Annotated in this window: 20 protein-coding genes; 9 read left to right on the top strand and 11 right to left on the bottom strand. The window is 71.5% G+C overall.

Features of this window, described 5'->3' with window-relative positions; translation table 11 throughout:
- Nucleotides 1-102: 102 nt before the first annotated feature.
- From AB0G28_RS10880 to AB0G28_RS10860, 5 genes are all read left to right on the top strand, one after another.
- The gene (locus tag AB0G28_RS10880) at nt 103-1,119 is read left to right on the top strand and encodes a phosphotransferase family protein (RefSeq protein ID WP_361086107.1); all 1,017 of its coding nucleotides are present in this window, start codon (nt 103-105) and stop codon (nt 1,117-1,119) included.
- Nucleotides 1,120-2,343, top strand: a complete 1,224-nt coding sequence (locus AB0G28_RS10875) for an acyl-CoA dehydrogenase family protein (protein ID WP_361086104.1) — start codon at nt 1,120-1,122, stop codon at nt 2,341-2,343.
- A complete protein-coding gene (locus AB0G28_RS10870; protein WP_361086101.1) occupies nt 2,340-3,524 on the top strand; it encodes an acyl-CoA dehydrogenase family protein in 1,185 nt (394 codons plus the stop codon). The genes AB0G28_RS10875 and AB0G28_RS10870 overlap by 4 nt, the downstream gene beginning before the upstream one ends.
- Nucleotides 3,521-4,615 (top strand): acyl-CoA dehydrogenase family protein, encoded by a 1,095-nt coding sequence (locus AB0G28_RS10865; RefSeq protein WP_361086099.1) that lies wholly within the window; start codon nt 3,521-3,523, stop codon nt 4,613-4,615. Before AB0G28_RS10870 ends, AB0G28_RS10865 begins: the two co-directional genes overlap by 4 nt.
- 345 nt (nt 4,616-4,960) lie before the next feature.
- Complete coding sequence (locus AB0G28_RS10860; RefSeq protein WP_361086096.1) at nt 4,961-5,848, top strand: alpha/beta hydrolase; 888 nt, start codon at nt 4,961-4,963, stop codon at nt 5,846-5,848.
- A 266-nt stretch (nt 5,849-6,114) separates the two neighbouring features.
- Here the strand turns inward: AB0G28_RS10860 and AB0G28_RS10855 are convergent, their stop codons facing one another.
- The 3 genes from AB0G28_RS10855 to AB0G28_RS10845 are packed head-to-tail and all read right to left on the bottom strand — an operon-like array spanning nt 6,115 to nt 9,388.
- Nucleotides 6,115-6,741, bottom strand: coding sequence for a TetR/AcrR family transcriptional regulator (locus AB0G28_RS10855; protein ID WP_361086093.1), 627 nt, complete (start codon nt 6,739-6,741; stop codon nt 6,115-6,117).
- Nucleotides 6,742-6,755: 14 nt separating this feature from the next.
- Nucleotides 6,756-7,736 (bottom strand): phosphotriesterase-related protein, encoded by a 981-nt coding sequence (locus AB0G28_RS10850; RefSeq protein ID WP_361086091.1) that lies wholly within the window; start codon nt 7,734-7,736, stop codon nt 6,756-6,758.
- On the bottom strand, nt 7,736-9,388 hold the full coding sequence (locus AB0G28_RS10845; protein WP_361086088.1) for an AMP-binding protein: 1,653 nt from the start codon (nt 9,386-9,388) through the stop codon (nt 7,736-7,738). The genes AB0G28_RS10850 and AB0G28_RS10845 overlap by 1 nt, the downstream gene beginning before the upstream one ends.
- A gap of 343 nt (nt 9,389-9,731) precedes the next feature.
- On the opposite strand from AB0G28_RS10845, the gene AB0G28_RS10840 reads away from it, so the two are divergent.
- Nucleotides 9,732-10,598: a hypothetical protein gene (locus tag AB0G28_RS10840; protein ID WP_361086085.1), complete on the top strand. Its 867-nt coding sequence runs from the start codon at nt 9,732-9,734 to the stop codon at nt 10,596-10,598.
- A 45-nt stretch (nt 10,599-10,643) separates the two neighbouring features.
- Here AB0G28_RS10840 and AB0G28_RS10835 read toward each other — a convergent pair whose 3' ends face one another.
- Nucleotides 10,644-13,733 carry a glycoside hydrolase family 2 TIM barrel-domain containing protein gene (locus tag AB0G28_RS10835; RefSeq protein ID WP_361086083.1) on the bottom strand — a complete coding sequence of 1,030 codons (3,090 nt, stop codon included), beginning with the start codon at nt 13,731-13,733 and terminating at the stop codon, nt 10,644-10,646.
- 144 nt (nt 13,734-13,877) lie between these two features.
- Here AB0G28_RS10835 and AB0G28_RS10830 point away from each other — a divergent pair, with 144 nt between their 5' ends.
- A complete protein-coding gene (locus tag AB0G28_RS10830; protein ID WP_361086080.1) occupies nt 13,878-14,681 on the top strand; it encodes an enoyl-CoA hydratase-related protein in 804 nt (267 codons plus the stop codon).
- A gap of 15 nt (nt 14,682-14,696) precedes the next feature.
- Here the strand turns inward: AB0G28_RS10830 and AB0G28_RS10825 are convergent, their stop codons facing one another.
- Entirely contained in the window at nt 14,697-17,351 is a 2,655-nt protein-coding gene (locus AB0G28_RS10825) for a lectin (protein WP_361086077.1), read from the bottom strand.
- 250 nt (nt 17,352-17,601) lie between these two features.
- Between AB0G28_RS10825 and AB0G28_RS10820 the strand changes: the two genes are divergently transcribed.
- Complete coding sequence (locus tag AB0G28_RS10820; protein ID WP_361086075.1) at nt 17,602-18,117, top strand: dihydrofolate reductase family protein; 516 nt, start codon at nt 17,602-17,604, stop codon at nt 18,115-18,117.
- Between the two features lie 3 nt (nt 18,118-18,120).
- Here AB0G28_RS10820 and AB0G28_RS10815 read toward each other — a convergent pair whose 3' ends face one another.
- The gene (locus AB0G28_RS10815) at nt 18,121-18,891 is read right to left on the bottom strand and encodes an SDR family oxidoreductase (protein WP_361086072.1); all 771 of its coding nucleotides are present in this window, start codon (nt 18,889-18,891) and stop codon (nt 18,121-18,123) included.
- Nucleotides 18,888-19,640 (bottom strand): SDR family oxidoreductase, encoded by a 753-nt coding sequence (locus AB0G28_RS10810; RefSeq protein WP_361086069.1) that lies wholly within the window; start codon nt 19,638-19,640, stop codon nt 18,888-18,890. Before AB0G28_RS10810 ends, AB0G28_RS10815 begins: the two co-directional genes overlap by 4 nt.
- 168 nt (nt 19,641-19,808) lie before the next feature.
- Between AB0G28_RS10810 and AB0G28_RS10805 the strand changes: the two genes are divergently transcribed.
- A complete protein-coding gene (locus AB0G28_RS10805; protein WP_361086066.1) occupies nt 19,809-20,630 on the top strand; it encodes a hypothetical protein in 822 nt (273 codons plus the stop codon).
- A gap of 6 nt (nt 20,631-20,636) precedes the next feature.
- Here AB0G28_RS10805 and AB0G28_RS10800 read toward each other — a convergent pair whose 3' ends face one another.
- The 4 genes from AB0G28_RS10800 to AB0G28_RS10785 all read right to left on the bottom strand — a co-directional run bounded on the left by AB0G28_RS10800 (nt 20,637) and on the right by AB0G28_RS10785 (nt 24,068).
- Nucleotides 20,637-21,599: a zinc-binding dehydrogenase gene (locus tag AB0G28_RS10800; RefSeq protein WP_361086063.1), complete on the bottom strand. Its 963-nt coding sequence runs from the start codon at nt 21,597-21,599 to the stop codon at nt 20,637-20,639.
- Between the two features lie 70 nt (nt 21,600-21,669).
- Nucleotides 21,670-22,485 (bottom strand): alpha/beta hydrolase, encoded by an 816-nt coding sequence (locus tag AB0G28_RS10795; RefSeq protein ID WP_361086061.1) that lies wholly within the window; start codon nt 22,483-22,485, stop codon nt 21,670-21,672.
- A gap of 45 nt (nt 22,486-22,530) precedes the next feature.
- On the bottom strand, nt 22,531-23,262 hold the full coding sequence (locus AB0G28_RS10790; protein ID WP_361086059.1) for a metallophosphoesterase: 732 nt from the start codon (nt 23,260-23,262) through the stop codon (nt 22,531-22,533).
- Nucleotides 23,259-24,068 (bottom strand): nucleotidyltransferase family protein, encoded by an 810-nt coding sequence (locus tag AB0G28_RS10785; RefSeq protein ID WP_361086057.1) that lies wholly within the window; start codon nt 24,066-24,068, stop codon nt 23,259-23,261. Before AB0G28_RS10785 ends, AB0G28_RS10790 begins: the two co-directional genes overlap by 4 nt.
- Nucleotides 24,069-24,086: the final 18 nt, after the last annotated feature.

The following is a 24,086-nucleotide window of genomic DNA, read 5'->3' as shown; positions in this document are numbered from 1 at the left end:
CGGGAAGCGTCGCTTTCACGTGAAAGTGACGCTTCCCGGCAGTCTCTGTACCTCATACCGACTAGTCGGTATGCTCCCCTGGACGAAGCTTGAGGAGGCGAGATGAACCCGCCAGGACTCGACCTGGGCCGCCTGCGCGCCCACCTGGACGCGGAGCGGCCCGGGCTGGTCGCCGGGGAGCTGACCGCGGACGTCGTGGAGGGCGGCCGCTCGAACCTCACCTACGTGGTGGGCGACGGCCGGTCGCGCTGGGTGGTGCGCCGCCCGCCGCTCGGGCACGTGCTGCCGACCGCGCACGACATGAGCCGCGAGTTCCGGGTGATCTCCGGCCTGCGCGACACCGCCGTGCCGGTGCCCGAAGCGCTGCTGCTGTGCGAGGACCCCGACGTCGTCGGCGCGCAGTTCTACGTGATGAGCTTCGTCGAGGGCACGCCCTACCGGACCGCGGACCAGCTGGGCCAACTCGGCCCGGAGCGCACCGCGGCGATCGCCGACGCGCTGGTCGACACGCTCGTCGACCTGCACTCGGTGGACCCGGCCGCCGTCGGGCTGGGTGACTTCGGCCGCCCGGAAGGCTTCCTGGACCGGCAGCTGCGGCGGTGGAAGAAGCAGCTCGACGCCTCCCGCAGCCGCGACCTGCCGGGCATCGAGGAACTGCACGACCGGCTCGCGGCGGCGGTGCCGGTGTCCGGGACGCCGTCGATCATCCACGGCGACTACCGCCTGGACAACGTCCTGGTCGACTCCAGCGACAAGATCTCGGCGGTGCTCGACTGGGAGATGTCGACGCTGGGCGACCCGCTGACCGACCTCGCGCTGCTGGTGGCCTACGCCGAGCGCGACAAGGTGTCGCTGCCGTTCGTGTCCAACGCCAGCTCGGCGCCGGGCTACCCGGGCACCGACGAGGTCGTCGCCCGCTACGCCGAGCGCTCCGGGCGGGACGTCTCGCAGCTGAACTGGTACGTCAGCTTCGCGTTCTTCAAGCTGGCCGTGATCCTGGAAGGCATCTACTACCGCTTCACCAAGGGCCAGACGGTCGGGGCGGGCTTCGAAGGCGTCGGCGCCGGGGTCGCGCCGCTCGTCGCGCACGGCAACGAGATTCTCAAAGAGGAGAAGTAAATGGACTTCGCGTTCGACGAGAAGACCGAGGAGCTGCGCGGGAAGCTCCTCGAGTTCATGGACTCGCACATCTACCCCGCCGAGCCGGTGTTCGAGCGGCAGCTCGCCGAACGCGACGACCCGTGGGCCATCCCTCCGGTCGTCGAGGAGCTCAAGGCCGAGGCGCGCAAGCGCGGGCTGTGGAACTTCTTCCTCCCCGGCGAGCACGGCGCGGGCCTGACGAACCTGCAGTACGCGCCGCTGGCCGAGATCACCGGCCGCAGCATCCGACTGGCGCCGACCGCGCTGAACTGCGCCGCGCCGGACACCGGGAACATGGAAGTGCTGGCCATGTTCGGCAACGAGCAGCAGCAGAAGCAGTGGCTGGAACCGTTGCTCAACGGCGAGATCCGCTCCGCCTTCGCGATGACCGAGCCGGACGTCGCCTCCTCCGACGCCCGCAACATCGAGACGGCCATCCGGCGAGACGGCGACGAGTACGTCGTCAACGGCCGCAAGTGGTACATCTCCGGCGCGATGAACCCCGCGTGCAAGATCTTCATCGTGATGGGCAAGACCGACCCGGACGGCCCGCCGCACAAGCAGCAGAGCATGATCCTGGTCCCCCGCGACACGCCGGGCGTCACGGTCAAGCGCGGCATGCACGTCTTCGGCTACGACGACAGCGACCACGGCGGCCACGCCGAAGTCCTGTTCGAGGACGTCCGCGTGCCGGTCGAGAACCTCATCGCCGGCGAGGGTGACGGCTTCGCGATCGCCCAGGCCCGGCTGGGCCCCGGCCGCATCCACCACTGCATGCGCGCCATCGGCATGGCCGAGCGGGCGCTGGAGCTCATGTGCCGCCGCGCGATCTCGCGCGAGGCGTTCGGCAAGCCGATCGCCCAGCAGGGCGTGGTGCAGGACTGGATCGCCGAGTCCCGCGTGCGCATCGAACAGCAGCGGCTGCTCGTGCTCAAGACCGCGTGGCTGATGGACACCGTCGGCAACCAGGGCGCGCACACCGAGATCCAGGCGATCAAGATCTCGACGCCCGCCGCGGTCGAGTGGATCCTCGACAAGGCCGTGCAGGTGCACGGCGCGGGCGGCGTCAGCCAGGACTTCCCGCTGGCCGCGATGTGGGCCGGGAACCGCACGCTGCGCCTGGCCGACGGGCCGGACGAGGTCCACAAGCGCTCGCTGGCCCGGCGCGAACTGAAGAAGTACCTCTCGGAGGGCGCGAAGTGACTGTCACCGTCGAAGACCTGACCCGCCAGGCCACCGAGTTCCTGGCCTCGCACGACCCCGCGTCGACCGACAAGCTGGAGTTCCTCCGGGCCCGGTTCGACGCCGGCCTCGCCTGGATCCACTTCCCCGCCGGCCTCGGCGGGCAGAACGCCCCGCGCGCGCTGCAGTCCGTTGTGGACGCCGTGTTCACCGAAGCGGGCGCGCCGGACAACAACCCGCGCCGGATCGGCATCGGCCTCGGCATGGCCGCGCCGACCATCCTCGCCTTCGGCACGCCGGAGCAGCGCGAGCGCTTCCTGCGTCCACTGTGGACCGGCGAGGAGGTGTGGTGCCAGCTGTTCTCCGAGCCCGGCGCCGGTTCCGACCTGGCCGCGCTCGGCACGCGGGCGGTCCGTGACGGCGACGACTGGATCGTCACCGGCCAGAAGGTGTGGACGTCCGGGGCGCACGAGTCGCAGTGGGCCATCCTGGTCACCCGCACCGACCCGGACGTGCCCAAGCACCAGGGCATGACGTACTTCCTGTGCGACATGACCGCCCCCGGCGTCGAGGTGCGGCCGCTGCGCCAGATCACCGGCGAGGCCGAGTTCAACGAGGTCTTCCTGACCGACGTCCGGATCCCGGACAGCCAGCGCCTCGGCGCGGTCGGCGAGGGCTGGAAGGTCGCGCAGACCACGTTGATGAACGAGCGCGTCGCGATCGGCGGGCACGTCCAGCCCCGCGAAGGCGGCCTGATCGGGATCGTCGCGAAGACCTGGCGCGAGCGGCCCGAGCTGCGCACGCCGGAGCTGCGCGACCGGCTCGTCCAGCGGTGGGTCGAGGCGGAAACGCTGCGGCTGGCCGGCACCCGGCTGCGCCAGCAGCTCGCCGTCGGCGCCCCCGGGCCGGAGGGCTCGGCCATGAAGGTCGCCTTCTCCGAGCTCAACCAGGCGCTCACCGGCCTGGAGGTCGAGCTGCTCGGCGAGGAGGGCCTGGCCTACGACGACTGGACGTTCCGGCGCCCGGCGATCGTCGACTTCACCGGCCGCGAGGCCGGCTACCGCTACCTGCGCGCGAAGGGCAACTCCATCGAGGGCGGCACCTCGGAGGTCCTGCGCAACATCATCGCCGAGCGCGTGCTGGGGCTGCCCTCGGAGCCGCGCGTCGACAAGGACGTCGCCTGGAAGGACCTCCCCCGATGACCGACCTGCTCTATTCCGACGTCGAAGAGGATCTGCGGGCTTCGGTCCGGGACCTGCTCACCGACAAGGCTTCGGCCGAGGCGCTGCTGGGGCGCGTGGAGACGGCGGAGCCGTACGACCTGAAGCTGTGGCGCACGCTGGCCGACGAGGTCGGCGTCGCCGGGCTGGCGGTGCCGGAGGAGCTGGGCGGGCACGGCGCGTCGGCTCGCGAGGTGGCCGTGGTGGCCGAGGAGCTGGGGCGCAGTGTGGCGCCGGTGCCGTTCCTCGGCAGCGTCGTGCTGGCGACGACGGCACTGGTCCACGCGGGCGCCCGCGACTTCGTCGGCCGGCTCGCGGCCGGCCAGACGATCGGCGCGCTGGCCGTGCCGCTGTCGACGGCCCCGGGCGCGGGCTTCCCGTCGTCGGTGACGGCCTCGGCCGAGGGCACGTTGAGCGGGCGCGTGGGCACGGTCGCCGACGCGTCGGTGGCGGACCTGCTGGTCGTCCCGGCCGCGGGCCCCGACGGCCCCGCGCTGTACGTGGTCGAGGCGTCGGCCGCGACGGTCTCGGAGCTGGTGTCGTTCGACCTGACGCGCCGCGTGGCCGACGTGTCGCTGGACAACGCCCCGGCCACGCTGGTCGCCTCGGGCCCGGAGGCCGCCGCGGCGCTGGAGAACGCCCTGCTGACCGGGGCGGGCATCCTGGCGTCGGAGCAGACCGGGATCGCCGAGTGGGCGCTCACGGAGACGGTGCGCTACCTGAAGGGCCGGTACCAGTTCGGCCGCCCGGTGGGCGGGTTCCAGTCGCTCAAGCACCGCCTGGCGAACCTGTACACGGACCTGGTCCTCGCCCGCGCGGCGGCCCGCAACGCGGCGGACGCCCTGGCCACGGGCACCGACGTGCCGATCGCGGTGGCGGTGGCCCAGGCCCGCAACGCGCCGATCGCGGTGAAGGCGACGGAGGAGGCCATCCAGCTGCACGGCGGCATCGGGATGACGTGGGAGCACCCGGCCCACCTGTACCTGAAGCGCGCCAAGGCGGACGAGCTCGCCCTGGGCACGCCGGGCAAGCACCGCGCCCGGCTGGCGGACCTGGTGAACCTGCCCGCCTGACCGCAGCCTCGCCACGCCCGAGCGCCCCAATGTGGCGTTCGGTGCGTCCAGCGCACCCAATGTGGCGTTCGGTGCGTTGGACGCAACCAACGCCACATTGGGGCGCTTCGGGACACCGGGCGCTGCCTCGCCACTGGACGCCGTCCGTGCGCGGCCGACTACGCTCGCGTACTCTCATCCGAGCACCCGATCCCGGTGATTTCATGAATACTTTTCAAGTTCTTTCGCATTTTCGCTCAGACGAGCGAAAATTCTGTGAGCCGGGCCACTTCGAGGGCAAAAGGGAGGCAAAAGTGCCCTTCTCCCCATTGGTTCCACCCGCCGTCCGGATCTAGCCTGTGCGCCATGGAAACCGCCGTCGCTCCGACGGACGCCGGGTCGCCCGGCACGCTGGAAGAATTGACCATCACCGTCGGTGATCACCTCCACAGCGCGCTCGCGGCCGGGCCCGCGTCCGGCGAGCTCGTGCTGCTGCTGCACGGCTGGCCCGAGTTCGCCGACGCCTGGACCGAGCAGCTCCACGCCCTCGGCGAGGCCGGCTACCGGGCGCTGGCCGTCGACCAGCGGGGGTACGCCGCCGGCGCGCGTCCGGACGGTGTCGAGCGCTACTCCCTCGACCTCCTGGTCGGCGACGCCCTCGCCTTCGCCGACAGCCAGGGCGCGGAGAAGTTCCACCTGGTCGCCCGCGACTGGGGCGGCATGGTCGCCTGGGCCCTCGCGGCCGCGCACCCCGGACGGCTGCGCTCACTGACCGTGCTCTCCACCCCGCACCCGGCAGCGCTCCAGTGCGCCGCCGCCACGGACGACGGGCAGTTCCACGACCTCGGCTACATCCGCTTCTTCCGGCGCGCCGTCGGCAAAGCCGAGAAATACCTCTTACGCGACGAAGCCGCGCAATTACGGGCCGTTTACAGCAGGCACATTCCCGCCGCATTCGTCGAACGCGCCGTCGCCCGCCTTTCCGAACCGGGCGCACTCACCGCGACGCTGAATTGGTACCGCGGCGCGACGAACGACGCTTTCGAGATCCCGGCCGGCCCGATCACCGTGCCGACGCTCTACCTCTGGGGCCGCGAAGACCCCTACCTCGGCCAGGCCGCGGCCGAGCTGACCGTCCACCACATCGACGCGGAGTACCGGTTCCAGATCATCGAGGGCGCGAGCCAGTGGATGGCGATGGAAGCGCCGGACGAGGTGAGCGCCCTGCTGCTCGACCACCTCCAGCGGCACTAGCCCGGCTCAGCGCCCCTGGTAGTCCCGCGAACGCACGACCAGGCCGCCCCGGACGGTCACGCGGACGTTCCGCGCGGTCATCTTGAGGTCCAGCCGCGAGAACGCCGAAGTGCTCGCGGATCCGCGCCCAGCCGACCGCTCGGGCGGTCAGGCGGACGGGTGCTCGACGACGGCGTCTTCGGCGTACAGCTCGGCGAGGCGGTCCCGCGCGTCACTGGTGATGCCGGCGATCGACTGCCGGAACACTTCGACCACCTCCAGCGCCACTAGCCCGCCGGCGGGCGGAGGGCGTCCAGGAGCAGGTCCGCGTAGTGGTCGCCGATCTGGCGGGCCGTCAGGGAGCCGCTGCGGCGGTACCACGAGCCCAGGTGGTGCACCGAGCCGAAGAAGAAGTCCACGACGACGTCGGCCGGCTTGTCCGTGCGGAACTCGCCCGAGGCCTGGCCCTCTTCGACCAGGCCGCGGAAACGCTCGTGGTACTTGCGGCGCTCGGCGCGCACCGCCTTCTGCTTGTCCGGGGACAGCTGGTGCATCGACTGCAGGAAGATCGTGTTGTCGTCGAGGTTGTCGATGCTGGACACGACGACGTCGGACGCGGCGGCCGCGAGGCGTTCCCGCAGCGGCGCGGCCGACGAGGCGACGCTCTCCAGCTGCCGGGTCTGCTCACGCAGGACGCGCGCGTAGATCTCGTAGAGCAGGTCGTCCTTCGAGCCGAAGTAGTGGTACATCGCGCCCTTGGTGACGCCAGCGGCCTCGACGATCTCCTGGACCGACGTGCGGTCGAAGCCCTTCTTGGCGAACAGCTTCGTGGCGTGCTCCAGCAGCCGCCGGGGTACGGCGGCCTGGTCGTCGCCGGTGGCCTCGCCCGGCTTGCGGGTGCTTGCTCGAGTCACCGCAGGACCCCCTCTCAGGACGCCCCAGGATAACGGCTCGACAGGAACCGCCGCGGGTTGTCCACCAGCATCGTCGTGATGTCCGTTTCGGACACCCCGCGTTCCCGCAGCGCCGGCAGCACGTCCCGGGTGATGTGCAGGTAGTGCCAGTTCGGCGTGAGCGACGGCAGCTGCTCGGCGGGCAGCCAGTCGATGTAGCAGGACGCGTCGTGCGAGAGCACCATGCTGCCCGCGTAGCCGCGTTCGCACAGCGCCGCGACCGTGTTCACCCGCTCTTCGAACGGCAGCAGCAGGTCCAGGCCGAACCGGTCCATGCCCAGCAGCGAACCGCGGTCGGCCACTTCGGTCAGGTAACCCAGGTCCGTCGAGTCGCCGGAGTGCCCGATCAGCACGCGGGTCAGGTCGACGCCCTCGTCCTCGAAAATCGCCTGCTGCTCCAGGCCGCGCCGCGTGCCCGCGTGCGTGTGGGTCATGATCGGCGCACCCGTCTCGGCGTGCGCCTTCGCCACCGCGCGCAGCACGCGTTCGACGCCGGGAGTCACACCGGGTTCGTCGGTCGCGCATTTGAGCAGCCCGGCCTTGACGCCGGTGCCGGCGATGCCGTCGGTGATGTCCCCCACGAACATCCGGATGAGCGGATCCTCGCCCTGCAGCATCGTGCCCGGCCCGCGGAAGTGCAGGTAGTGCGGCACGTCGTTGTAGGTGTAGAGCCCGGTGGCGACGACGATGTTGACGTCGACCTCGGCGGCCACCCGCTGCACGCGCGGGATGTAGCGGCCGAGGCCGATCACCGTCGGATCGACGATCGTGTCGATCCCGGCGGCCTTCAGCTCCTTCAGCCGCCGGATCGCTTCGGGGACGTGCGCGTCTTCCCGGAACCCTTCGTGCTCCGGGTAGTTGGCGGCGAACTCGGGGCTGAGCACGAAGAGGTGTTCGTGCATCAGCACCCGGCCCAGTGCTTCCGGCGCGATCGCGCCACGAACGGTTTCGACCATCAGCCCCTCGCTCGCAGCTCGCGGCGCAGGATCTTGCCGCTCGTGGTCTTCGGCAGCTCGTCGAGGACTTCGATGGTGCGCGGGTACTTGTAGGCGGCGAGCCGCTCCTTGCACCAGGCCACCAGCTCCGCGGGGTCGGCGTTCGCGCCCGGCGCGGGGCTGACGTACGCCTTGACCGTCTCGCCGCGGTATTCGTCGGCGATCCCGACGACGGCGGCTTCGCGCACCGCCGGGTGCGTGTACAGGACGTCCTCGACTTCGCGCGGCCAGACCTTGAAGCCGGACGCGTTGATCATGTCCTTCTTGCGGTCGACGACGTAGACCCAGCCGCGTTCGTCCATGAACCCGATGTCGCCGGTGAGCAGCCGCCCGCCGGGCAGGGCTTCGGCGGTGGCGTCCGGGCGGTTCCAGTAGCCCGAGACGACCATCGGGCCCTCGACGGCGATCTCGCCCGCCTGCCCGGGCGGCAGTTCTTCGCCGTTCTCGCCGAGGATCCGCACGATCGTGTCGGGGATCGGCAGGCCGATCGAGATGGTGCCGGACGCCGGGTCGATCGGGGCTTCCAGCGTGCCGGGGACGACGACGCAGCCGGCCGTGGTCTCGGTGAGGCCGTAGCCGTTGTGGATGTAGTGCCCGGTCTTCGCGCGGAACGCCTCGACGACGGCGGGCGGCAGCGCGGCGCCGCCGGAGTACAGCAGCGCGAACGACGCGAAGTGTTCGCGGCTGAAGGACGGGTGGGCCATCAGCGCCATGTAGGCCGTGGACGGCCCGACCGTGTATGACGGCTTGTGTTCGAGGAAGGCGTCGAGCACGACGCCGGGTTCGAACCGGTAGGCGAGCGCCAGCGTGCCCTCGATGTCGATCGCCGAGCCGACCTCGCAGACCATGCCGGTGATGTGGAACAGCGGCGCGAGCCCGAACAGCGTCGAACCCGCGGGCAGGCCGCTGAAGGCGCCGAGCCCGGCGGCGTTGGTGCCGACGTTGCCGTGGGTGTTGGTGGCGCCCTTGGGCGTGCCGCTCGTGCCGGAGGTGTAGCTGATCAGCGCGGTGTCGTCGAGGGCGAAGGCGGGCTCCGGGGGCTTCGGGCCCGGAGTGGCCGCGGCTTCGAGGAGTTCGACGGCGCCCGGCGTCTCCTCGCGGGCGACCTTGCCCAGCACGCGTTCGTCGTCGCGCGTCTGGAACTCCAGCTCGCTGGTGGTGAGCGCGATCTCGACCGGGCTGCCCTTCACCGTACCGGCGATGTAGGCGTTCCAGCCCCGCTGCGAGCAGACGATCGCCTTGACGCCGGCGTCGGTGAGCACGTGGGTGAGCTCGCGTTCGCGGTACATCGGGTTGACCGGCACCACGATCCCGCCGGCCTTCCACGCGCCCAGCAGGGCGATGACGAACTGGGGGATGTTCTGCAGCACCAGGGCGAGCCGGTCGCCGCGGGCGAAGCCGTGCGCCGCCAGGTACCGCGCGACGCCGTCGGAGAGCTCGTCGACCTCGCGGTAGCTCAGCCGCGCGTCGAAGTACGCGATCGCCGCCCGGTCCGGGACGTGGTCCGCGGTGCGGCGGAACGACTCGGGCAGCGTCGTCGGCTTCGCCGGTCCTGCGGCCCGCACTCGTTCGTCGTAGCTCGCGAGCCAGGGCTTCGCGTCGTACCAGCTCATCCAGCGACCTCCTTTGGACACCGACCGGTCGGTATGTCGAAGCTAGGAGGCTTCGCCGGGCACGTCAAGCCCGGCTTTCCCGCCGGAATTGCGCGAAACAATTCCGGGCACGCCGAACAATGCGGCTACACAACACCCTTCACCCGGATACACGTACCCCGGTTCGAAACGGTTCAGATTTTCTTTTCTTTCCGGATCACACTGGACAAACCGCTGGTCCAGAGGCCACCATGGCGTCGGCGATTCCACAGGAACCGCCCCATCCGAAACCCCGCCGCACCCCCCGAAGGCGGCGGAGTACCCACATGTTCACGCTAACTCATCCACGAAAACGGAGTCATTCATGCCTGCTACCGGTGGACGCCACCGCCTCTCCAAGCGGACGAAGATCGCGACCGGCGCGCTCGCCCTCGCGATCGCAGGCGGTGCACTGGCGGTCGCGACGACCTTCGGTGACCCCAACGCGGCGAACGCCGCTTCCAACAACCAGGCGGCCGTCGGCCAGATCAGCTGTCCCGACGTGGCGAGCAAGCTCCCGGCCATCCCCGCCCAGGCCCAGGCCGAGGTGACACGCAACCTCGACCTGCTGAACACCCAGATCAACGAGGCCAACAACCGGCTGCGCACGACGGTCGGCCAGGGCGGCCCGAACTTCGTCCAGAACGCGATCCTCGGGCCGCTGGCGGACAAGCGGAAGTCCACGATCGACCGCATCGCCATCGCGATCGGCCGCCGGGCCGAGAAGCCACAGGGCCTCGACAGCCTGGCCACGTGCTCGGTCGGTGGCCAGGGCGCGGGCAACGGCGGGACCGCGCCGGCCCAGGGCAACGGCGGCAAGGGGAACTCGGGCCAGAACGGCAACCAGGGCAACAACGGGAACGCGGGCAACAACGGGAACAAGGGGAACACCGGGAACTCCGGGGTCGGAAAGATCTCGTGCCCCGACGTGGCGAGCAAGCTCCCGGCCATCCCCGCCCAGGCCCAGGCGGAGGTCCAGCGCAACCTCGAGCTGCTGAACACGCAGATCGACGAAGCCAACAACCGCCTGCAAACGACCGTCGGCCAGGGTGGCCCGAACTTCGTCCAGAACGCCATCCTCGGCCCGCTCGAGGACAAGCGCGTGGCGACGATCAACCGGATCGCCACCGCCATCGGCCGCAACGCGGCCAAGCCGCAGGGCCTCGACGCGCTGGCTCCCTGCTCCCGGTGAACGCGTAAGGGCCCGGCGAGGGGTGCGCCTCGCCGGGCCCGCGCGTCAGCGCGCGGTCAGCGCGCTGATCCGCAGGAACCCGCGCGCGGTCATGGTGACCCGCACTTCCGTGGTCACCACCGGGTCGAACGCGAACGTCGTCGGGTCGTTCGCACCGGTCCCCCACGTGATCCGGAGGTTCCGCACCGGCTCGAAGCCCCGGGTCGTGCGGTAGGCGACCTCGACCGCGGCCGGGAGCGTCAGCTTCCCGTCCACCACGAAGTTCGCCGTCACGGCCCCGAATCGCTGGGATGACGGCCACGCGAGGGACACCCAGTCCTGAGCGCGCGGCCGGCTCACCGCGGGCAGGGTCGCCGTCGCCTGCTTGACGTAGAGGTTCGACCAGCCGGTGGCCGGGTTGCCGTCCAGCATCGCCGACGGCAACGTGTCGGGGGCGCCGGAGTAGCTCGCGTCCGCCGTCGAAGGGGCCGGGACCACCGCCGTCTCGACGGCCCGTGCGCCGGGACCGTTGCGCTGACCGAGGTTCGAGCCCGGCACGGTGATCGTGCCCGGGGCCAGTCCCGGCGCGCTCGCCGTCACGGTGATCGGGCCCCGGCCGCCGGACGCCGCGATCACCGCGACCGCCTGGCCCTTGAACGCCGGGATCGCCGGCTGCTGGTAGCTCTGAGCGAGCTCCTGCCTGCCGTTGTCCACTCCGGCGACCCGTCCCGGCCCGCGGACGGTGAACCGCAGGACCGGCTCGGCGCCGGGCACGACCACCCCGCGGGCGTCCACGACGGACGCGGTCACGAAGGTCATCGCCCCCGCCACCACGCCGCCGCCCGGCGCGTCCACGCTGAGCTTGATCGCGCGCGGCGGCCCGGCCGTGACCAGCTCGTCGCGCGCCACCTCGCGGCCGCCCGCGCGGGCGATCGCGGTCAGCGTGCCGGGTTCGAAGGGCACGGTCCAGGTCAGGTGCAGCTTGCCGCGGCCGCCGTTCGGGCTGGTGTAGCTGCCGGAGGGGTCGTTCTTGTCGTCGCCGGAGGGCTCGCTCGTCTCCAGGTACGGCCGTCCGTCCACAGTGGTCTTGCGGTCGAACTTCTTCACTCCGAGCGACTTCCCGTTGAGCACCAGCTCGACGGTGTCCACAGTGGAGTACACCCGGACCGCGACCGGTTCGCCGGGCCGGTGGTCCGTCCAGTCCATCGGGGTCAGGTGCACCATCGGCGCGGTGGTCCACTGGCTGCGGAACAGGTGGAAGGCGTCCTTGGGCAGGCCGGCGCTGTCGACCGCGCCGAAGAAGGACGTCTTGACCGGGAAGACGTCGTACGGCGTGGGCTCGCCGAGGTAGTCCTGCCCGGCCCAGAGGAACTGGCCCTGGCAGAACTTCCGGTCCCGGTCCTTCTTCAGCGAGTACTCGCCGCTGAAGGTCCACGAGGCGAGGTTGTTGTCGTAGGACGACGTCGCCCGCTTGCCCGGCGTGTGATTCTCCCCCGTGTTGAGCAGGTCCGGGTCCTGGTACACCCCGCGCGTCGAGGTCGCCGACGACGACTCCGACTCGAAGAAGAACTTGTCCGGGTACTGCTTGTGCAGCCCGTCGATCGACTGGGCGGTGTTGTAGTTGACGCCGAGGCCGTCGAGCTGCTTGAGAATGAGGTCCTGCGGCGAGCCCGGCGCGGGGACGCTCCGGTAGCGGTCGGAGCCCATGACGACCGGCCGGGTCGGGTCGATCCCGCGGACCACGGCGATCAGCGCCTTCGCGATCTCGGGGCCGCCCGCCATCGACGCGTCGGGCACCTCGTTGCCGATCGACCACAGCACGACGGCCGGGGAGTTCTTGGCGGCGTGGACCATTTCGGCGATGTCGCGCGCGCTCCACGCGTCGAAGTCGCGGTGGTAGTCGTACTCGAGCTTGCCGGTCCGCCAGCAGTCGAACGCCTCGACCATCATCACGATCCCCAGCCGCTCGCAGACCGTCACCAGCTGCGGGTCGGGCGGGTTGTGCGCCGTCCGCAGCGCGTTGACGCCCATCGCGAGCATCAGCCGCATCTGGTGCTCCAGTGCGGCCGGGTCGATCACCGCGCCCAGCGCACCCTGGGTCGAGTGCAGGTTGACCCCGCGCAGCTTCGTCGGCACGCCGTTGAGCGAGAACCCGTGGTCCGGGTGGAACCCGGTGTACCGGAAGCCGAAGTCCGCGGTGGTCGTGTCGAGCACGCGCCCGGCCACGACGACGTCGGTGCGCACCCGGTACAGCCGGGGCGTGCCGGTCGACCACAGCTGGGGCGCGGCGACGTTCTGCGTGGTGACGGCGGTCGCCATCCGCCCGGCGGGTACGGCCACGGTCGCCGAGCCGTTCGCCACGGCCCGGCCCGCCGGGTCGGTGACCGTGGTGCGCACCTCGGCCGTCACCGCGGCGGCGGAGTCGTTGACGACGTCCGTCGCCACCCGGACCGTGCCGCGACCGGCCGCGATGTCCGGGGTGGTGACGAACGTGCCGTGCCGGCCGGCGTGCACCGGCTCGGTCACCACCAGCCGGACGCGGCGGTAGATCCCGCTGCCGGAGTACCAGCGGCTGCTGGGCAGCGGGTTCACCGCCCGCACGGCGAGGACGTTCGGGCGCCCGTCGGTGTGCGGCCTGCCGGTCAGGTCGAAGGCGAACCCGGTGTAGGCGTAGGGGTGGTTCCCGAGCAGCTCGCCGTTGAAGTAGACGTGGGCGTCCGAATAGACGCCGTCGAACTCGACCGAAAGGCGCTTGCCCCGCAGCGACGGCGGCAGCGTGAAGGTCTTGCGGTACCAGCCGAGGCCGCCGCGAAAGAAGCCGGAGCCGCTGCTGGTGCCGCCCTTTTCCGTCGGCGGGAGTTCGATGCTCCAGTCGTGCGGGACGTCGACGACCTGCCACGCCGAGTCGTCGAAGGCGGGGTTCGCGGCGTCGGCGAAGCGGCCGTCCGGGTCGGTGACGCCGTCGGGGTTCGCGAGGGCGAACCGCCAGCCGGTGCCGAGGTCCGTCTCGCGGCCGGTGACGGCGAGGTCCGGCCGGGCGAGGGTCGCCGCTGTGACCGAGCCGGCCCGGGCGACCGGCGCGACCGCCGCCGTGACCGCGGCGGCACCGACGCCGCCGAGGACCAGCCGTCTGCTCGGTTGGGGAGTGTTCGGCATCGGGCGTTCCTTCCGGCGGCACGGGACGCGGGCGGAAAGCACTATTGCACAAGGGTTTCCGGGTAACCAAAGGGTTCGACAATTTCGAACTGGCCGTACTCCAAGCGACCGCTTAGTATGGTCGGCGACCCCGAGGAGGCGGCCTTGACCGAGTCCACTGTGGATGGTGTGCGGTACGCGGCGGACGGCCCCGTCGCCACGCTGACGTTCGACAAGCCCGGCCGCAGCAACGCGATGGACGTTCCGATGCAGGCGCGCTACGGCTCGGTGCTGCGGCAGGCGGACGCGGACCCGGCGGTCCGCGCGGTCGTCGTCACCGGCGCGGGCAAGGCGTTCTGCCCGGGCGCCGACCTGGGCCTGCTCGACGACATCTCCGCCGCGCCCCCGGCCTCGGGCGGCGGGCACGAGAACTGGCGGGACGTGCTGGCAGCCGCGGCAGTGGGCGTCCCGGTGGTGGCGGCGGTCAACGGCGGCTGCGCCGGCCTGGGCTTCGTGATCGCGTGCACGGCGGACGTCCGCTTCGCGGCCGCGGGCGCGAAGTTCACCACCGCGTTCGCCCGCCGCGGCCTCATCGCGGAGTACGGCGTCGCGAAGCTGCTGCCGGAGCTGGTCGGCCAGGGCCGGGCCCGTGACCTGCTGCTGTCCGGCCGGACGTTCACCGCGGAGCAGGCCCTCGGCTACGGCCTGGTCCAGGAAGTGGTCCCGGCGGAGGAGCTGACAGCGCGCGCCCACGCGTACGCGACCGAGCTGGCGACCTACAGCGCACCCCGCTCGATGGCGGTGATGAAGGCGCAGTTCGCCCGCGAAGCCGCACTCCCGCTCCCGGAGGCGGCCCGTGAGGCGACGGCGCTGATGATCGAGTCGTTCGGCCGTCCGGAGCTGGCCGAGGGCCTGGCGAGCTGGAACGAGCGGCGCCCGCCGCGCTTCCCGGCCCACCCGGCCCCCTGACCTGCCCCGACCGGGTCAGCCGCGGGTCCAGCTCTGGGCCGCGCTCTGGTTGCAGTCGTAGATCTGCAGCTGGGTGCCGTCGGCCGTGGTGCTGTTCGGGTCGTCCAGGCACCGGCCCGACTGCGGGTTCACCAGCGCGCCCGCCGTGCCCGGCTGCCACTTCTGCGCTCCGGTGCCGTTGCACTGCCACAGCTGCACCTTCGTGCCGTTCGCCGTGCCGCTGTTGCTGACGTCCAGGCAGCCGCCCTGGGCCTGGAACGTGCCGTCGGGGCCGGAGAACCACTTCTGCGCGCCGGTGTTGTTGCACGTGTACAGCTGCACGTGCGTCCCGTTCGCCGTGCCGCTCTGCGCCACGTCCGCGCACTTGCCCGCGACGCCCGAGGTCAGCGGACCCAGATGCGGCAGCGTCCCGTCGTACGACGGCGGCGGGTTCGACGCCGCCCACGCAGTGTTCGCCGACGTCCCCAGCGCGAAGGAAAGCGTCCCGCCCGCCGCCAGAGCCGACGCCGGCACGTACGCGTTGTTCCACGCCGAGCCGTTCCAGGTCGCGCTCTGGACGTACGGCGCGTTGTCCGCCGCCGCGGGCGCGTTCACCGTCAGGGTGTTGCCGCTCGGGAGCGTCACCACCGCCTGCGTGAACAGCGGGCTGCCCAGCGCCAGGTCCGCCGTCCCCGGCGTCATCGGGTAGAAGCCCAGCGCCGAGAAGACGTACCACGCGCTCATCGCGCCGAGGTCGTCGTTGCCGGCCAGCCCGCCCGGCGCGTCCGTCCAGATCTGGTCCTGCACCTGCCGGACGACCTTCTGCGTCTTGGACGGCTGCCCGACGTAGTCGTACTCCCACGGCAGTTCGAGGCTGGGCTCGTTGCCGAGGTCGGCCTGCTTCCCGCCGCTGCCGTGGAACCCGGCCAGCACGCTGTCGAGGTAGCTGATCAGCGACGCGTTGCCGCCGCGCGCCGCGGCGAGGCCCGCCACGTTGAACGGCACCATGCCGGTGTACTGCCACGAGGTGCCCTCGACGAAGTTCGACCCGCTCGCCGGGTCGAACCCGCCGGTCCACGAGCCGTCGGCCTGCCGCGGCTGCATGAACCCGCTCGCGGAGTTGAAGGTGTTCTTCCAGTTCTGCGCGCGGCCGGCGTAGAACGCCTGGTTCGTGGTGTCGCCCAGCGCCCCGGCGAACGCCGAGAGCGCGAAGTCCGCCGTGTCGTACTCCAGCTGCGTCGAAACCGGCCCGTAGAAGTTGCAGCACTGGTACGTGCCGTTGGCGGGCAGGTAACCCGGGGCGTTCGTCGCGTTGAGGCCGGGCCGGACGTTGTTGAGCGTGCTCGCTTCGCGCAGCATCGCCTGCAACGCCGCCGCCGTGTCGAAGTTCCGTGCCCCGAAGGCGTAGTAGCTCGCGAGGATCGCCGTGCCGGGATCACCGACCATCACGTACGTCTCGCCGTTGTTCTGCGACCACTTCGGCAGCGTGCCGCCCTGGGCGTAGTCCGCGATCATCGACTGCGCGATGTCGCTCGTCTCCGCGGGCGCGACCAGCGCGGAAAGCTGCGCCTGGGTGCGGTAGATGTCCCAGCCGGAGAAGTTGGCGTAGTGCGCCGAGTGTCCACTCGCGACGGTGTGCACCTGGTTGTCGAAGCCGATGTACTGGCCGTTGCGGTCGGAGAAGACGTTGGGGTGCAACAGCGAGTGGTACAGCGCGGTGTAGAAGACGCGCTGCTGTGCCGCTGTGCCGCCGGCGACCTGGATCCGCCCGAGCAGGGAGTTCCAGCTGTCGTGCGCGGCCTGCTTGGTCGCGGCGAAGTCGAACGCCGGGATGTCGGCCGCGCGGTTCGCGACGGCGTTGGCCACCGAGACGTACGAGATGCCGACTTTGGCCTGCACGGTCGGGTTGCTCGTCGTGTCGAACCGGACGTACGCACTGCCCGGCCCGGCCGCCGGGGCCGCTTCGGCCGTCGCGGTGCCGTGCAGCTTGCCCGGTGCCGCCTTCGGGGTCACCGCGGGCGCGGCGGCGGTTCCGCTGGTGCTGAACGGCCGGTCGAAGACGACGTCGAAGTAGAGCGTGTAGGTGAACCCCGCGCCGCAGAAGTGCCCGGACGTGACCGAGCCGGAGACCTCGGTGGGGCTGACCACCGTCCACGTCTGGTTCGTCGTGCCGTTCTGGCTGCCGTTGAGCTTGAACTGCAGGTTGGCCTGCGCCGTCGCGGGGAAGGTGAAACGCCCGATCCCCGACCGCAGCGCGGTGGTCAGCTCGGTCTTGACGCCGTTGCCGAGGCCTGCGGAGTAGTACCCGGGACTCGCGGATTCGTTGCTGTGGCTGAAGGAAACGCTCGCGCCGGTGCTGACCGCGCCGACGGTCGGGAGGATCGGGACATCGCCGTCCGCGCCGCAGCCGGGGCCCGACAGGTGCGTCAGGCTGAAGCCGGTGATGGCGGAATCCTTGTACTCGTAACCGCCGCCGTCGGGGCGGCTGGGCGTGTCGGGGCTCCACTGGAGCATGCCGAACGGGACGTCCGCGCCGGGGAAGTCGTCCGCGGCGTTGGAGGTGCCGATGAACGGGTTGACCAGCGACGCCGGGTCGGTGACGAGCGGCGCCGCGGAGGCGGGTACCGGGATCATTCCGGCTGTTGCCAGGAGGGTGGCGGCCGAAAACCGCGTGAAAGTACGCAAGACCATGTCACTTGTCCTTCGCCATTGAGCACAAGTCGATCTTCTTTCGGGGGTTCGGGTGGCGAAGCCCCCGACTCCGGGGCGGAGCCCCGGAAAACACAGCCGATGCGAGACGGAACGGTCCTCGGGGACTGACACCGTTGTCAACGATCCGTGGTGATCCTGTCGCGTTCCGGACATGGGCGGGTGAAGCCGATGAGTTTTCCGGCCGCCGCCGTCAGTACCGAAGTCCACCGAAGTTCGAGGAGACCAACCCATGGCGAAACTGCTCTACGCGTTCAGCTGCTCGGTCGACGGGTTCATCGCCGGCCCGGGCGGGGACATGTCCTGGCTGACCCCGTACCTGGGCCCCGACCCGCTGGTCGACGAGCTGATCCCGCGGATCGGCGCGCTGCTCGTCGGCCGCCGGACCTACGGCGGGGACGATCCCCACCGCGGCACCGAAGGCGAGGGCAAGGCCTTCGGCGGCGGCTGGGAAGGGCCGCAGTTCGTGCTCACCCACCGTCCGGCGGCCGCGGCCCCCGACGTCACCTTCGTGAGTGACTTCGAAGAGGCCGTGACCGCCGCGAAGGAAGCCGCGGGCGACAAGTACGTCAACGTCCTCGGCGCCGGCGTCGCCCGGCAGTGCCTCGACGCCGGCGTGCTCGACGAGATCCTCGCCCTGCCCGTCCCGGTGCTGCTCGGCGACGGCGTGCGGATGTTCGACCACCCCGGAGGCCGGACGATCAGGCTCGAAGTGCTGCGCCCGGACTGGTACCGCGTGGTCCGCTAGGGTTCACAGCTCGCCGACGGCTTCCTCGACCTTGCGCTGCAGCTTGTTCATGCCGCCGAGCCACCGGTCGGTGTCGGTGGCGCGCGCGGCGTAGTAGCCCGCGACCTCGGGGTGCGGCAGCACCAGGAACCGCTTCTCCTCGATCGCCGTGAACAGCGCGTCCGCCACCTGCTCCGGCTCGATCGCCGACGCGCCCATCAGCAGCTGCCCCGCGGTGCCGGTGCTCTCCAGCATCGCCGTGCGCACACCTTGCGGGCAGATCGCCTGCACGGTGATGCCGCGGTGCCGGTAGGTCGCCGACAGCCATTCGGCGAACGCCAGCGCGCCGTGCTTGGTCACCGAGTACGGCGCCGAGCCGAGGCTGGTCAGCAGGCCGGCCGCGGACACCGTCGCGACGAAGTGGCCCTTGCCGCGCTCGAGCCACGCCGGCAGCAGCAGGTTCGCCGCGCGGACGTGGGACATGACGTTGACGTCCCAGGTTCGCGCCCACACGTCTTCGCCGCTTTCGGCGCCGCCGAAGGGCGCGATGCCCGCGTTGGCGCAGAAGACGTCGATCTCGCCGAGGGTGCCGCGAGCGCTCTCGACGAGCTTCGCGACGCCTTCGGCACTGGCGACGTCGCCGGCGAAGGCCGTCCCGCCGACTTCCTTCGCGATTTCGGCGGCCTTGTCGCCGTCGAGGTCGGCCACGACGACCTGAGCGCCGTCGGCGGCGAAGCGGCGGGCCAGCGCGGCACCGATGCCCCCGCCGCCCCCGGTGACGACGACGCCGGTCACAGGCCACCGCCGAGCGTCACGCCGCCGTCGAGGACCACGGTCTGGCCGGTGATCCAGCCGGCGTCATCCGAGAGCAGGAACGCCACCGCGCCCGCGATGTCGGACGGCACGCCGAGCCGCTTCATCGGGTACGCCGAGGCGACCTCCTCCTCGCGGCCCTCGTACAGCGCGGTCGCGAACTGCGTCTTGACCACGGCCGGCGCGACGGCGTTGACCCGGATCTTCGGGCCCAGCTCGGCGCCGAGCTCGACGGTCAGCCGGATCAGCGCGGCCTTGCTGACGCCGTACAGGCCGATGCCCGGCGAAGCGCGGATCCCGGCGACGGAGGAGACGTTGACGACGGCGCCGCCGTGCTCCCCCATCCACGCGTCGCGGGCACGCTTGGTCCAGGCCAGCGGCGCGAGCACGTTGACGCCGAGAATCTTCGCCGCGGCGGCGGGGTCGATGTCCAGGGTGGGCCCGTAGGCGGGGTTGATGCCGGTGTTGTTGACCAGGTAGTCGAGCCGGCCGAAGGTCTCGATCGTCTTGGCGACCGTCTCGTCCTGGTGGTCGGTGTCGTCGGACTTGCCGGCCACGAACATGGCGACGTCCGGGCCGCCGAGGGAGTTGACGGCCTCTTCGAGCGCCTCCGGCTTGCGCGCGGTGAGGCACACCCGGGCACCGCGCTCGACGAGCGTCTTCGCGATCCCGAGGCCGATGCCCCGGCTGGCCCCGGTGACGATCGCGACGCGATCCTTGAACGAGTTCACGGCAGGGTGTCTCCTTCGGCTGTGGTGCCCGGCACATACCAAGCAGTCGGTCAGTGGCCATTATGCGCGATCCGGCCCGGGTCTCAAGGCGGACACACGTCACACCGCAGCGCCCGGATCGTGACCTTCGCCCGATAGCTTCCCCGAGCACGACGTCGAGGGGGTTCCATGCGGAAGACCGGCCTGATCATCGCCGCGGCGGCACTGGCCCTCACGGCCTGCGACCCCGGTCCCACCGGAACCCCGCCACCGGCCCCCGCCACGCTGACCGCACCGGCCGCCGACGTCGCCCAGCTCGTCGCGGGCACCCGGGCCGGTGTCGCCGAGACGCCGTCCGCCACCTTCACCATGACCGCCGTGCTCGGCACGACCACCTCCACCGTTCCCGGCTCGCTCACCCTCGACGGCGGCCGGGGCAGCATCACGATGGTGATCCAGGGGTTCGAGAACCGCGTGATCCAGGGGCGCAGCTACACCCGGATGCCCCAGGAAGTCATCCCCGGCAAACAGTGGATGAGCGCCGACCCCGACAGCGCCGACCCGGTCAGCCGGGCGATGGCCGGGGGCGAGGCGCTCATCCAGAAGCTGCCCGACGTCGGCTGGGCCCTGATGGTCCTCGAGCGGACCGGCCGGATCGTGTCGGCGGAGCACACCCAGCTCGGTGCCCTGCCGGTGAACCACTACCGCCTCGAAATCGACGTCGCGAAGGCGCCGGAGCTGTTCCCGGAGTTCGCGCACCGGACCGGGGAAGGCGAGGCGGACAAGCCGATGACCGCGAAGGTGCCCGCCGAGCTGTGGCTCGACGCGGCACGGCGGCCCGTGCGGTTCGCCGTCGACCTGACGGCCGGGTCCCCGCCGAACCCGCAGGGCGACCCCACGATGAAGGCCACGACCGACTACCGCGACTGGGGCAAGGCGGTGGACATCCCGGTGCCGCCCGCCGACCAGGTCGCCGACATCACGGAGCTGATGAAGAAGATGGGCACCTGAGGCGGTTCACCGCACGCGGAGCACCAGCTTGCCGGTCGTCGAGCCGGATTCGATGCGGCGGTGTGCCGTCACGGCGTCCGCCAGCGGCAGGGACTCGACGTCGACGCGCAAGGTGCCGTCCGCGACGGCGGTGACGGCGCGGCGCAGGGCCCGGCCGGCGGTTTCCGGTGCCACGGCGGAAAACGCGGCGAGGTTGAAGCCCGACACGGTCTTGTTCGTGAACCACAGTTCGTTGGCGGAGATGCCGGCGTCCTCGGCGCCCGAGGCGTTGCCCATCACCACCAGCCGGCCCATCGGCGCCAGCCGGTCGAGACTCGCGCGGCGCGCCGCTCCCCCGACCATGTCCACGACGACGTCGAACTCGCCGGTGCCGGCGACCTGGTCGCGCAGGACGACCTCGTCGTAGCCGAACACCTTCGCGGCGGCGATCTTGGCTTCGCTCCCGACGGTGCCGACCACCCGGCCGGCCCCGAGCAGACGGGCGACCTGCCCGAGCTGGCTGCCCACCCCGCCGGCTGCGGCGTGCACCAGCACGCGTTCGCCGGGCTGCAGCCGGGCCACGCGTTCGAGGACGAGGAAAGCCGTGGTGCTGTTGGACGGCACCGCGGCCGCCACGTCCAGCCCGATTTCGCCGAGCGGCGCGACGAGGCCGGCGGAGGTCGTGACGACCTCGGCGTAGCCGCCGCTCGCCACGATCGTCAACGCGGCGACGGGCTGACCGACCGACAGGCCGTCGACACCTTCGCCGAGCGCCCGGATCCGCCCGGAGACCTCGATGCCGGGGACGAAGGGCAGCGGGACGTCCACGACGCCCTGCCGGTAGAGGACCTCGGCGAAGTTGGCGCCGGCGTAGGCGACGTCGATCGAGACCTCGCCCGGCCCGGGCTCCGGGACCGCCACGGAGCCGAGCCGCAGGACCTCGGCCGGGCCGAACTCGGGGATGGTGACCGCCTTCATGCTGTTCGTCATGACGTCGATCCTGCGGCCGCCGCGAACGACGGGACAGGTCCGGCCGTGCCTGGGTCCGCCAGGACCAGGTTCAGCGCGGGACCAGCGACAGCACCGCCTCGACCAGCTCCGGGCCGTCGAGCAGGACCGGGTCGTTGTGGTCGGCGCCGGGGATCTCCACCAGCCGCGCCGACGCGGCGGCCGCCACCTCGCGGCTCTGCGCCGGCGGCACGATCGAGTCCCGGCCGCCCACGACGACCACCGCCGGGACGCGCAGGCGTGCGGCCTGTTCCTTCACCGGGAAGCGGTCGCGCAGCAGCAGCCGCACCGGCAGGTACGGGTAGATCTGCGCGCCCACCGCCGCGAGGTCGGTGAACGGGGACCGCAGCAGCAGCCCGGCGGGCGGGTGCTCGAGGGCCAGTTCCGTCACGACGGCGCAGCCGAGGCTCTCGCCGTAGAAGACGATGCGCCCCGGTGGGATCCGCCGGTCCTCGGTCAGGAAGCGGTGGGCCGCGCGGACGTCGAGGGCCAGGCCGTCCTCGCTCGGGTCTCCCGGATTACCGCCGTATCCCCGGTAGTCGAACAGCAGCACGGCCAGCCCCGCCTTCGCGAGCTTCGCGGCCAGCGGGGCCCGGCCGGCCCGGTTGCCGCCGTTGCCGCTCGCGACCAGGACCGTCGCCGCCGGGTCGCGGCCCTGCGGGCGGACGTACCAGGCGCCCAGGTCCAGCCCGTCGGCGGTGCGGAGGCGGACGTCCTCGGCGCCGGGCAGCACGCTCGCCGCCGCGGGCACCGGCGTGGGGTCCGGCAGGTAGATCAGCCGCCGCTGGACCGCCCACACCGCGGCCAGCAGGAGCACCACGACCACCAGGACCACGAGCAGCACGCGCACGAGCACGGACTTGGTCAAGCGTCACCTCCGGCTGCCGGACACCGGAACAGTCTCCGCGAGACGTCAGCGGCGTGCGGACAGCTCGGCGGGGTGCAGCTCGTACAGCGCGTAAGCCTTCCGGATCACCGGCTGGGCCACGTTCCGCACCCGCACCCCGCCGGGTGTCACGCCCTGCTCGCACCCGAAGTGGGCGTGGCCGTGCAGCGCGAGGTCGGCGCCCACCTCGTCGATCGGCTCGCACAGCAGGTACGAGCCGAGGAACGGGTGGATCTCCGGCGGCTCCCCGTGCAGCGTCCCGGGAATCGGCGCGTAATGCGTCAAGGCCACGACTACGTCGGTGTCGAGACTCTGCAACGCTTTGCGCAACGAATTCGCCGAGGCCATGGTGTGCTCGACGAAGTCCTTCATCTCCCGCTCGCCGAAGCGGCTGGCGCACTTGCCGGCGAACCCGCCGCCGAAGCCCTTGACGCCCGCGACGCCCAGTGAGCCGTCCGGCAGGTCGAACCGGGCCGCCTCGCCTTCCAGCACCTCCACGCCGGTCTCCCGCAGCAGGTTGGCGATCACCTCGGCGGAGTCGCTGTGGTGGTCGTGGTTGCCGAGGACGGCGGCGATCGGCACGCCGAGCCCGGCGAGCTCGTCGGCGACCACGCGGGCTTCGTCGACCGTGCCGTGCCGGGTGAGGTCGCCGGCCAGCAGCAGGACGTCCGCGGTGCCCGCCAGGTGTTCCAGGGCCGGCCGGAGCAGGCCACGGGAGTCTTCGCCGAGGTGCACGTCCCCGACCGCGGCGATCCTCATGAGCCGATCTCCTCCGCGCTCGCCGGTTCCCGGACGTCGGCGACCCGGACGTCGTTGTGCACCAGCTCTCCGGACAGGTACTCGTGGACGACGGCGTCGACCTCCGCCTTCCGCGCGGCACAGGTGACTTCGCCGGTCAGGTGGACGTGCTCGCCGCGGACGGTCACGTGCACGCCGAGCTCGGCGGTGCGGGGGTCTTCGGCCAGGGCCCGGCTGAGCCGGGCGACGAGGTACTGCGGGGGTTCGGGCACGAGTGCCTCCTTCGGGTCGATGACGGCCAGGTCGCCGAGCAGGCTCAGGAACACCCGGGCGTACGGGGACGCCGACACCTGCACGGCGACCTCGGTCCAGTCGACCTGCTCGCGCAGGTCGCGGGCGATCCGCAGCAGCGGCGCGAAGTCGCACCGGTGCGCGCTCAGCACGAGCAGCTTGTCCACCAGCAGGTCGGTGCCGGAGACGACCGGCGCCGCGGTGGACCCGACCCGCATCAGCGCGGCCCGGTCGAGCAGCTCGTCGGTCACCGGCCGGTGGTTGGGCCGGTGGATCAGGTCGACGAGGATGTCCCCGTCGTAGACCTTCGTCAGCCAGTCTTCGGGCGGGTGCACGCGCCGCAGCCCGGCGGCGCTGAGGACCTCCGCCGCGCGGTCCGCGTCACCGGGCTTGAGGAACAGGTCGACGTCGTGGTCCGACGGCGGCCCGCCGCGGGCGTACACGGCCAGGCCGCCGGCGACGGCGAACCGGATGTCCGTGCCGGTCAGCGCGGTCACGACGCGGGTCAGGCTCTGCAGCAGCGCCTCCGCTTCCATGGCTGGGGACTACCCGCC

The sequence above is a fragment of the Amycolatopsis sp. NPDC021455 genome (assembly GCF_040640995.1).
In the GTDB taxonomy this organism is placed as follows: Bacteria; Actinomycetota; Actinomycetes; order Mycobacteriales; family Pseudonocardiaceae; genus Amycolatopsis.
The sequence above is the reverse complement of the archived record's forward strand: the minus strand, read 5'-3'. Positions and strand labels throughout refer to the sequence as shown.

Bases quoted from the DNA above. Each gene is read 5' to 3' on its own strand.
- AB0G28_RS10880 (WP_361086107.1), top strand. From the start codon at position 103: ATGAACCCGCCAGGACTCGACCTGGGCCGCCTGCGCGCCCACCTGGAC.
- AB0G28_RS10875 (WP_361086104.1), top strand. From the start codon at position 1,120: ATGGACTTCGCGTTCGACGAGAAGACCGAGGAGCTGCGCGGGAAGCTC.
- AB0G28_RS10865 (WP_361086099.1), top strand. From the start codon at position 3,521: ATGACCGACCTGCTCTATTCCGACGTCGAAGAGGATCTGCGGGCTTCG.
- AB0G28_RS10860 (WP_361086096.1), top strand. From the start codon at position 4,961: ATGGAAACCGCCGTCGCTCCGACGGACGCCGGGTCGCCCGGCACGCTG.
- AB0G28_RS10850 (WP_361086091.1), bottom strand. From the start codon at position 7,736: ATGGTCGAAACCGTTCGTGGCGCGATCGCGCCGGAAGCACTGGGCCGG.
- AB0G28_RS10845 (WP_361086088.1), bottom strand. From the start codon at position 9,388: ATGAGCTGGTACGACGCGAAGCCCTGGCTCGCGAGCTACGACGAACGA.
- AB0G28_RS10840 (WP_361086085.1), top strand. From the start codon at position 9,732: ATGCCTGCTACCGGTGGACGCCACCGCCTCTCCAAGCGGACGAAGATC.
- AB0G28_RS10835 (WP_361086083.1), bottom strand. From the start codon at position 13,733: ATGCCGAACACTCCCCAACCGAGCAGACGGCTGGTCCTCGGCGGCGTC.
- AB0G28_RS10825 (WP_361086077.1), bottom strand. From the start codon at position 17,351: ATGGTCTTGCGTACTTTCACGCGGTTTTCGGCCGCCACCCTCCTGGCA.
- AB0G28_RS10820 (WP_361086075.1), top strand. From the start codon at position 17,602: ATGGCGAAACTGCTCTACGCGTTCAGCTGCTCGGTCGACGGGTTCATC.
- AB0G28_RS10805 (WP_361086066.1), top strand. From the start codon at position 19,809: ATGCGGAAGACCGGCCTGATCATCGCCGCGGCGGCACTGGCCCTCACG.
- AB0G28_RS10800 (WP_361086063.1), bottom strand. From the start codon at position 21,599: ATGACGAACAGCATGAAGGCGGTCACCATCCCCGAGTTCGGCCCGGCC.
- AB0G28_RS10790 (WP_361086059.1), bottom strand. From the start codon at position 23,262: ATGAGGATCGCCGCGGTCGGGGACGTGCACCTCGGCGAAGACTCCCGT.
- AB0G28_RS10785 (WP_361086057.1), bottom strand. From the start codon at position 24,068: ATGGAAGCGGAGGCGCTGCTGCAGAGCCTGACCCGCGTCGTGACCGCG.